Genomic DNA, 9,013 nt, shown 5'->3' with positions numbered 1-9,013 from the left:
TCGAGAATTTGAAAATAAAGAAGAACTGGAAAAAGTAGTCAATCAGCTTTTAAATGAAGGGGGATTGATTATTAAATGGAGTAGAAAACTTAAAAATAAGGGTAATGCTGTCAATGTAACTTAAATGCGTAAAAGCTTATCTTCGATGGTAATCGGTTGAGACATGGTTATTTGTTTTAATCTTTCTTATTTTACTTCTTACTATAATTGTACTAGCAAAGTGCAAGTCATTTTAGGGACGGGTGTGAATTGAGCAAGTCAATGGTTATACTAAATCCGTTGAGTAACGCACAGAAAACGGGTTTCTCGGAGAAACCCGTTTTCTACTCATGCACTCATGCAAAACGGAGAATAAATAATCAGTTTTTAATAACTGGATTTAGTATGAGGACGATATAGCGGGGACGGGAACCACAGTTTCTTCGTTGATCATGGTTTCTAATTGTTCAGCCTGGGATTTGGCTCAATAAATTGATCATTGCAAATAATTGTTACGAATACTTGACTTAAGATATGTCTATGCCCACAGAAACACAAATCAAAGAAAAAGCGCTAGAGTTAGGTTTCCATGGGGTCGGTATTGCTTCTGTGGATAGTCAAGACTCGGCGGTATCCCATCTAAAAAGCTGGTTAGAGCGGGGTTATCACGCTGATATGGATTGGATGACTAACCCGAAACGACAGGATATCAAAACTCTTTGGCCAGAAGTGCGATCGCTAATATGTCTTGCCCTTAACTACTACACCCCCCAGCAACACAGTCAAGAACAAAACCATGGCAAAATTTCCCGTTATGCTTGGGGAAGGGATTATCACAAAGTATTAAGTAAAAAATTAAAGGCCCTCAGTCAATGGTTAGAAAGTCAGGGGGAGCAAATTCAAACCCGTTACTATGTGGACACCGGACCGGTACAGGATAAAGTTTGGGCGCAAAGAGCAGGGATCGGCTGGATTGCCAAGAATGGTAACTTAATTACCCGCAATTACGGTAGTTGGGTCTTTTTAGGGGAAATATTAACTAATTTACCTTTAGAACCCGATCGACCCCATAGCGCCCATTGTGGCACCTGTAGCCGTTGTTTAAGCGCTTGTCCCACCCAAGCAATAGTTAGTCCCTCTGTGGTGGATGCTAATCGCTGTATTGCATACCATACCATCGAAAATCGTGCTGTAACTTTGCCTACAGAAATTGCCGAGAATTTACAAGGTTGGGTAGCTGGCTGCGATATCTGTCAAGATGTCTGTCCTTGGAATCAACGTTTTGCCCAAGTTACCGACGTGGAGGATTTTCAACCTCGTCCCGAAAACCTCTCGCCAAGGTTGGAGGAATTAGCTAATCTAACTATAGAGGAGTGGGATCGTCGTTTCATCTCGTCAGCCCTGCGTCGAATTAAACCCCAGCAGTGGCGACGTAATGCCCAAGCTAATTTAGCCCATTCCCCTCACCCCGCACAAGATGACAATTAAAGTAGTCGTGTTCGATTTTGATGGTACTATCGCCGATACCCACGATACTTTCGTGGAGATTGTCAATCGTTTGGCTAAAAATTTTGGTTATCAACCCATCAACGAGGAAGATTTGGCCAGACTAAAAAACCTTAGTTCCCAAGAAATTATTAAACAATCCCAAGTTTCCCCCGTTAAAATCCCTTTTTTACTCTATCGAGTTAAACGGGAATTAAATAAACAAATTGAATGTCTGAAACCTTTCCATGGCTGGCATCACTGCCTAGCCACTCTTAAAGAAAGAGGCTATAGATTAGGAATAATAACTTCTAATACCAAGGAAAACGTCACCATATTTTTAGCAAATAATCAACTCTTAAATTTATTTGATTTTATCTATTCGGGAACGCCTTTATTCGGCAAACACAAAATTATCGATCGCCTGATCCGACAAAATAAATTCTGTCCCGATGAAATGATTTATGTCGGCGATGAAACCAGAGATATTACTGCTGCCCAAAAAAGTCAAGTGCAGGTGGTGGCAGTCGCTTGGGGCTTTAATTCCCCTCAAATTCTCTCCCAATTTAACCCTGATCATCTCATTGATCATCCCCTAGAATTATTGGATATTTTAGATAGGGCTGGCTGAAAAAGTTTTTACTAGGAGCATGGACATTTGTACTAGAATATCCAACACTCAGTTTAAATATAGACTTCGATCGATGGGGGCAGAGAGACTCGAACTCTCACGAGCTTATAAGGCTCAACGGATTTTAAGTCCGTAGCGTCTACCATTCCGCCACGCCCCCGTTATTTAACCGACAATTTTTTATCATATCACAAATAATTTAATTGGCAAGAGTATTTTCAGCAAATTATTTTAGTCCGCCAATTCGATCGCCGCAAAGGGGGAAAGACAGGGTAAAATAATCAGCAGGTGGATTGCCGTTCACCGACAGCTATTGAGAAAAATCAATCCTTATGCAATCAATTCTGACGCAAGAAACCATTATCATCGCCCTGATCTACCTATCTCTCAGTGTCTTGTATTTGCTCGTCATTCCCGCCGTTATCTACTACTACCTCAATACGCGCTGGTATGTGGCTTCTTCTTGGGAAAGAGGGTTTATGTACTTTCTGATGAGCTTTTTCTTCCCTGGGATGCTGTTGTTAAGTCCTTTCCTTAACTTCCGTCCCCAACGTCGTACCCTAAAAGCTTAAGTTATCACCAAAAAAACCCATGAGACGCATTGATGTCATCGGGATCGGTATAGGGATGTTTGCTATGGGCGGCATCCTCTACATTATCCTACAAAAAACCGGTTTAGATAGTGCTTCGGCGGGAATTTGGAGTCAAGCGGTGTTGGTAGGTGGTGTCATCGGTTGGATTTTTACCTATCTGTTTCGAGTCGCCACCGATAATATGACCTACGGCCAACAGCGCAAAGATTACGAAGATGCCGTCTTTAAAAAACGCCTGGAAGCGATGACTCCCGAAGAAATCGCCCAAATGCAGCGGGAGATTGAAGAAGAAAAAACTAAATAAATAGATGAAACCCGATAAAATCATCATCGGTTGGCGAGAATGGCTGGATTTACCTGATTTAGGCATTACCAAAATAAAGGCCAAGATTGATACAGGCGCTCGCTCCTCGGCCCTACACGCTTTTCATCTCCACCCTTTTCTCGATGGCGATCGCAATTGGCTGCGCTTTCAAGTTCATCCCTACCAAAAAGATAGTCACCACACTGTCACCACCACCGCAGAAATCCTCGAATGGCGACAGGTAAAAAATTCTGGGGGTCAAAGTCAACTACGTCCTGTTATCAGAACAAGTGTATTACTTGGCGATCGTCAATGGGCGATCGAATTAACTTTAACTAATCGCGATGTCATGGGTTTTCGGATGTTATTAGGACGAGAAGCGCTGAAAAAAGGCTTTCTTGTCCATCCGAATAAGTCTTTTTTACTGAGTTAAGTTATATTTAGGGTTTGCGGCAAAAAGTTTTTCCTAGGGGCAGGGTGTGGGTTTTACCGATTTTGAGGGGGTCAATTACCTAATTTTCAGGGAAAAAGTCCCGGAATTTTCCCCCTGATCACTCCCAGGGCCGGTACTTTTTGATTGACAAAAAGTCTAAAGATATTATCCAACAAGGTTTTTAGATTTATTCAGCCAGCCCTAAGTAGCGGGTAAATCTTGGTATTCAGCCAAAGCATTTATAAAAAACAAGTCTCCCCAAATTAAACCCGTATCATAGATTTGGCTGGGTTGAATCGCGGCGGGATGATGATAACAACCATGACGCAATAAACTCATCTCTGGGGCGGTTTCGTCGGGAAAATAGGCAAAAGAAGTCAAATTCAAGAGAGTATTATCGATCGCCTCTCGATAGGTTCCATAACTAGGATCACTGCTGGGTAAAGCTTTTAATAAGCGAATCATCCCCGCCACAGCGATCGCCGCTGCCGAAGAATCCTTTTCCGTAGCGCCATTTTTTTGCAAGGCATAATCAAAGTCCCAGGGAGGAATAAAATCCCCGGCGCGTCTTTGTCCACCGGGCCAGCGATCGGGCAAATTGTCCAGATAATAATTAATGGCATCCTTGGCAATGGTTAACATTTCCGGATCGCCGGTGTAAATATAGGCCGTCGTGGCACTATAAATAAACCAAGCTTGACCCCGGGACCAAGTGCTATCATCGCGCCAGCCCTGTTTTCCCTCATTAAATAAGAAATTTCTATAGGTGGGAGAGTTGACATTTTGATCAAAATAGCCTCTTTGCCAAGTTCCCGTTTTACCCGGGCGACGGTTAGCCCCAAAAGTGCGGCTAATGGTGCGGATGTGGGAAAGGGCCTTTTCTTGCCAATCTTTTGCTTCCTTGGGGTCAGGATTGTGGAGACCTGCCCAGAGCAGTTGTTCTATATTGATTGTATGGTCCATAAAAACGTGCCAATGTTCTTGCTGATCGGTGCGATCGGCCTTGCGTAACCAGCCAAAAGTACCGATATCGGTGTGATAACTCCCTTTACCATCCTGAAAAGGTTGCGCTAGTTGTCTGGCCCCCCGTAAAGTTATCTCTAAAGCTGTCTGTTTTTCCTGACCCTGTCCCGACTCAAACCAAGGAGCAAACACCAGTACATTATTAAGAGCGATGTCTTTGTTTTTCAAACTGGTTTCTTTTAAGGGATCGCTCCATTTTTTCGCGGCAGCTGACCAAAATCCCGCATCCATAGGGTTTGATTCTAAGTCAGCAATTTTCCATAATAAAGCAGGAAAAGCCCCTGCCGCCCAAAAATTGGCCTTTGCCAACTTCCAAGTGCCGGGGGTGGGACTATTCCCCCTCCGTAGCCAATTGAAGAAAGTAAAACCCGATGGCTCTGGATGGGTAAGATAGGGATAGAGAATGCCCCGACGGGCATAACTATCGAGATAATCGATCGTGGTCGCTAGTTTAATCTTAGCCAGATCGAGACAGAGCTTAATTCTTTCAGCTAGGGGCATTTTGGTGCGCAATTCCGCCGCCGATTGGGGACGATGGATAATCCGGAGGGCCACCGCACCGATCGCCGTTCCTGTACCTAGAATGATGAGCGTGCGTCGCTGCAAATTCCCGACTCCTAAGCTGGATAGATGCGAATACGGCGATTCGGTTCCTCTCCGAAGCTATCGGATTGGAGACGGTAATGTTCCACTAATTCGTGCTGCATTTTCCGCACTTTCGCCGATCGCGGCAGTAACTCCACCGGTTGGCCGGTGGGAATAACGATTTGTTCCACCGCTAACCGGGCCTCCTCCAAAGCTTCGATCTCGTCATCACTACCGCTGCGGGCAAATAAACGCAGATCTGCACCTTCCTGATTCATCGGGTCATCAATGCCCAAAATCCGCTTTAAACCGCGAGAAATTTGGGGCAGGGTATTGGATTTGATCCCGTGGATGGGAATTTGTCTTACTTTGGCAATTTGACGCAATTTTGACTGATTTTTAACGTGGGAACGCAGGGCCAGCACCGCATCGGCCCCCTGTAAATCTTTGGTCAAAACGATCGGCAAATCTAGGGACTGTACTACCTGTTCGATCGGGGCGCGACTGACTCCGTAGGGATAGACATAAACCGGCCAATCTTCGCCATTGGGACCGGGGACGCGGACTTTTTCCGTTTCCGGTTCTTCCTGCAGCCAAGATTGTTCGAGGAGGCGATCGAAATCGTTTTCCCGGTTGAGGGGGCCCGCAGGGAAACGGGCCACGGGAGTCATCCGGCCATCGGCCCGCCATCCCTTAGGTTTATCCATTTCCGGCAGATAATTGCCGCGCAAAGGGGTCAAGTTTTCCGATTTTGGTTCTTCCTGAGCGACTTGTACTTTCCCCTCCTCATCTACCCAACGGATTTGGGCAATTGCTTCCCGTCCCCGCAGCAGTTGATCGATCGTGGTAGATACGTCCTCGTGGATGACCCAGCGCTGACGTTCCAACATTTCGATGGCAATGTCAAAGGTGGGCGGTGCTTTGCGTTCTAAAACGGTCTTCTGAGAACCCCGGCGGCGTGCTTCTTCGTCTCCGAGAGTTACTGCCTGAATTCCCCCGACTAAATCCGATAAAGTTGGGTTTTTAATTAAATTTTCCAATTGATTGCCGTGGGCGGTTCCCACTAACTGCACTCCTCGCTCGGCGATCGTGCGAGCGGCCAGAGCTTCTAATTCCGTACCGATCTCATCAATCACGATCACCTCTGGCATATGGTTTTCCACCGCTTCGATCATGACTTGATGCTGCAATTCCGGACGGGCCACCTGCATCCGACGAGCGCGACCGATGGCCGGATGGGGAATATCTCCATCCCCAGCGATTTCGTTGGAGGTGTCGATAATCACTACCCGTTTGTTAAGATCGTCGGCTAAAACTCGGGCTATTTCTCGCAAGGCCGTGGTTTTTCCTACCCCCGGACGACCGAGCAGCAGCAGGGATTTTCCCGTTTCCACTAGGTCGTTAATCAGGGTGATCGTACCGAAAACGGCCCGACCGATACGACAGGTTAAACCGATAATTTCCCCGTCTCGATTGCGAATGGCACTGATGCGGTGCAGGGTGCGTTCAATCCCGGCGCGATTATCGCCGCTAAAACTGCCCACCCTGGCGATCGAATACTGGATTTCTTCTTTTGAGATCGGTTCGTCCCCCAGATCGATCGCCCCATCGGGAAAACGCGCTTCTGGTATGCGTCCCAAATCCATAACTACTTCGATCAGTTGATGCTGCCGCGGGTGTTCCTCGATTTTGCTGCGAATCCGCACAGGTAGAATTGCCAAGAGTTTGTTTAAATCGTCGGTAACTGGCATCCGAGAGGAGGGTAGGGTTTCTGGCATTAATAATAAAAGGTTTTGGCGATAATTGGCTATTTTTATTTCCAAGATTTTCTTGGGGTCTAACACATTTAGGGGTTAGTTGTCAATTAAAAAAATATTATAGTTTTTTGACCAAGGTTAGGCTTTTAATTGAGCAACGAGAATAGAAGCGGCTTTAACGGCTTCTTGGTAGGCTTGGGGGTCATTTTCAAGGTTAGGCTGGTATAAATCCTCTAAAATTGGCAAAATCAATGAACGGGCGTAACTTCCATAGGCAATACCAGCGATTTTTTCTCTCAGTCCCAGTTGCCGTAATTTGGTCACGGTGTGGTCATTGGTTCCCCCAGCTAACTGCACAAATCCGGCTAGATTGGCACAGAGGACTTTTTTGGCCATATTAATGGCCGGGTGGGTGGTTCCTTTGCCGATATCGCCGCTCATCGGCCGGCCGTCCGTCTGCCAAATCAGAGGACAGCTTAGGGGTGAAATAGTTTCTCGCAGATAGTGGAGGTAATCAATGATCTGCTGATCATCCTGGCAACTTATGGCGAGGATTTTTAGGTTTTTAGTTAGAGGTGCGATCGCTTGCCAGAGTCGAGCAAATTCCTCTCTGTGACCGACTTGGGTATGAATTTCGATCGCATCGACTCCCATTTCGATAATTAAGGGGATAATTTCTGCGGGTTGACAGACACGGGATATTGTCTCGATTATTTGCGGGGGACAAACGGGTAAGCAGCGACCGCAACCATAACAGCGCTGTTCGATTACTCCTCCCCTATCGATAGCATAAGCGGGACAGATTTTTTCGCAGGGACGGGGACAATCGACCGGACAGAGTTGCGGGTTAAAGACAGCTTTACGAAAGTGGGGATCTTCCCCGTCGTTGAGACTGACCATTAACCAAGGTCGTCGATTTGGGGGGAATCCGGCGATTTTTTCGGCGGTTTCGATGCCTTCGCGGGCCGCAACAATCACGGCTCGGTCGGCGGCCACATCAATACAATCGGCCCCGGCGATAGTATAGGTCAAAGCGAGGTTGCGAATCGTGGGCAAATCCTGGTAACTAGCTCCACAAATGAGCTTGAACCAGTGACCCGCAACTAAGGACCAGAAGGGAGAGGAGTTTTTATCTAGCACTTTTTTATCCTATCGCAGCCAGCCCCTAAACGTCAGCCTTGTGCTGCTCTGATACCAAATCTTCTGACTAAAGACTGATTATTAATTCTTCCTTTGGCATTAGTGCCTGTCTGAGGCTGCCCCTCACTTTTGCCAGCAAGCAGAGGCTAGCAGCCTATCCGATAGATAATAGGTTCGTCAGTGGTTAGGAAAATGTGTAATTAATTTAGGGAAAAAAATACCAAATCCGTTTTAATCACGAGGATAATAAAATCCCGAAAGATATACTGTCACTAGATTGATCACAAATTTTGGTCGGCGGATTTGGTAAGATCGTGTAATTAATCGAGTTCATCAAACAAAAGTTCCTCTAGAATTGGTCCCATACCGTCATCATCGGGGGAAACTAATTCAACTTTCCCTTCCGCATCACCGACGGCTAAGAATAACAAAGGAGCTAGGGGACTGTAAATCGAGTATTTTTGGTCTTCCGAAAAGAAACTGGCGAGAAATTGCAATTCTTCCGGCTCTGATGACGAGGAGGGTTCATCGCCATCAATTTCTAAACTGAGAACATTATCTTCTTCTAGGGGCGGTAATTCACCACTAACAGTCAAGGTGTGGGCAGTGGATTTGAGCAATAGGTCTAATTCTGCTAAAACCGCTTTAGCATCGGCGAAAATCCGCTCGATTTCCTCGCTATCTTCGATTAAGAAGGCATCAGATTCTTCTTCCTCCGATTCCTCATCCCAAGCTAGAATCATCACCGGGGTATCCACGGGGACAAGAAGCATATAGGTGAGATCATCGGTTTCATAGGCATTCTCAATATAACAGTCCAGCGATCGACCTTGCTCATCCCAGAGGGTTATGATATCCGCTTCTTCGAGTTCGTTTTCTTGAAAATTAAATTGAGATGGGGACATAGGCTCTCAAACGCTACTGATTGAATCAGAATATCATGAGTTGACATCCTCGCCGCCCTAAAAGTGCGGCGATTCCTAAACCTCACGATTTAAGTTTCTGCTTCCACCACCGTCGCATACCACAGTTAAAAAACCATGTACTGTCTTACACAGAGTCCACAGACTTTCGCCCCATTTC

General features: G+C 46.0%; 9 protein-coding genes, 1 tRNA gene and 1 pseudogene. 6 read left to right on the top strand and 5 right to left on the bottom strand.

The window, feature by feature from the left end; genetic code table 11:
• The 3 genes and pseudogenes from IM509_RS18785 to IM509_RS18775 all read left to right on the top strand — a co-directional run.
• Positions 1-124: pseudogene (locus tag IM509_RS18785) on the top strand (IS630 family transposase); the annotation flags it as partial.
• Between the two features lie 395 nt (positions 125-519).
• A complete protein-coding gene (gene queG / locus IM509_RS18780) occupies positions 520-1,467 on the top strand; it encodes a tRNA epoxyqueuosine(34) reductase QueG (protein ID WP_185237710.1) in 948 nt (315 codons plus the stop codon).
• Complete coding sequence (locus IM509_RS18775) at positions 1,457-2,095, top strand: HAD-IA family hydrolase (protein WP_002763323.1); 639 nt, start codon at positions 1,457-1,459, stop codon at positions 2,093-2,095. The genes queG and IM509_RS18775 overlap by 11 nt, the downstream gene beginning before the upstream one ends.
• A gap of 74 nt (positions 2,096-2,169) precedes the next feature.
• Here the strand turns inward: IM509_RS18775 and IM509_RS18770 are convergent.
• Positions 2,170-2,255 (bottom strand) — tRNA-Leu (locus IM509_RS18770).
• Between the two features lie 172 nt (positions 2,256-2,427).
• Here IM509_RS18770 and ndhL point away from each other — a divergent pair.
• Genes ndhL through IM509_RS18755 form a run of 3 tightly spaced genes read left to right on the top strand, consistent with a single transcriptional unit; the run spans position 2,428 to position 3,425 of the window.
• The gene (gene ndhL, locus IM509_RS18765; protein WP_002732218.1) at positions 2,428-2,667 is read left to right on the top strand and encodes an NAD(P)H-quinone oxidoreductase subunit L; all 240 of its coding nucleotides are present in this window, start codon (positions 2,428-2,430) and stop codon (positions 2,665-2,667) included.
• A gap of 19 nt (positions 2,668-2,686) precedes the next feature.
• Positions 2,687-2,992, top strand: coding sequence for a DUF3007 family protein (locus IM509_RS18760; RefSeq protein ID WP_002751981.1), 306 nt, complete (start codon positions 2,687-2,689; stop codon positions 2,990-2,992).
• 4 nt (positions 2,993-2,996) lie between these two features.
• Positions 2,997-3,425: an ATP-dependent zinc protease family protein gene (locus tag IM509_RS18755; RefSeq protein ID WP_052278043.1), complete on the top strand. Its 429-nt coding sequence runs from the start codon at positions 2,997-2,999 to the stop codon at positions 3,423-3,425.
• Between the two features lie 201 nt (positions 3,426-3,626).
• On the opposite strand, the gene IM509_RS18750 is transcribed toward IM509_RS18755, so the two are convergent.
• The 4 genes from IM509_RS18750 to IM509_RS18735 form a co-directional block, all read right to left on the bottom strand.
• Positions 3,627-5,054, bottom strand: coding sequence for a hypothetical protein (locus tag IM509_RS18750; RefSeq protein WP_052278044.1), 1,428 nt, complete (start codon positions 5,052-5,054; stop codon positions 3,627-3,629).
• Positions 5,055-5,065: 11 nt separating this feature from the next.
• Positions 5,066-6,811, bottom strand: a complete 1,746-nt coding sequence (locus IM509_RS18745; protein ID WP_221634881.1) for a R3H domain-containing nucleic acid-binding protein — start codon at positions 6,809-6,811, stop codon at positions 5,066-5,068.
• 117 nt (positions 6,812-6,928) lie between these two features.
• Positions 6,929-7,930 (bottom strand): circadian clock protein LdpA, encoded by a 1,002-nt coding sequence (gene ldpA / locus IM509_RS18740; RefSeq protein ID WP_052278046.1) that lies wholly within the window; start codon positions 7,928-7,930, stop codon positions 6,929-6,931.
• Positions 7,931-8,250: 320 nt separating this feature from the next.
• Positions 8,251-8,835, bottom strand: a complete 585-nt coding sequence (locus IM509_RS18735; RefSeq protein WP_002763315.1) for a DUF3727 domain-containing protein — start codon at positions 8,833-8,835, stop codon at positions 8,251-8,253.
• Positions 8,836-9,013: the final 178 nt, after the last annotated feature.

It is taken from the genome of Microcystis sp. M31BS1, from assembly GCF_020245285.1.
Taxonomy (GTDB): domain Bacteria; phylum Cyanobacteriota; class Cyanobacteriia; order Cyanobacteriales; family Microcystaceae; genus Microcystis; species Microcystis panniformis.
The sequence above is the reverse complement of the archived record's forward strand: the minus strand, read 5'-3'. Positions and strand labels throughout refer to the sequence as shown.

Coding starts and splice junctions, on each gene's coding strand:
- queG (WP_185237710.1), top strand. CDS start 520: ATGCCCACAGAAACACAAATCAAAGAAAAAGCGCTAGAGTTAGGTTTC.
- IM509_RS18775 (WP_002763323.1), top strand. CDS start 1,457: ATGACAATTAAAGTAGTCGTGTTCGATTTTGATGGTACTATCGCCGAT.
- ndhL (WP_002732218.1), top strand. CDS start 2,428: ATGCAATCAATTCTGACGCAAGAAACCATTATCATCGCCCTGATCTAC.
- IM509_RS18760 (WP_002751981.1), top strand. CDS start 2,687: ATGAGACGCATTGATGTCATCGGGATCGGTATAGGGATGTTTGCTATG.
- IM509_RS18755 (WP_052278043.1), top strand. CDS start 2,997: ATGAAACCCGATAAAATCATCATCGGTTGGCGAGAATGGCTGGATTTA.
- IM509_RS18745 (WP_221634881.1), bottom strand. CDS start 6,811: ATGCCAGAAACCCTACCCTCCTCTCGGATGCCAGTTACCGACGATTTA.
- IM509_RS18735 (WP_002763315.1), bottom strand. CDS start 8,835: ATGTCCCCATCTCAATTTAATTTTCAAGAAAACGAACTCGAAGAAGCG.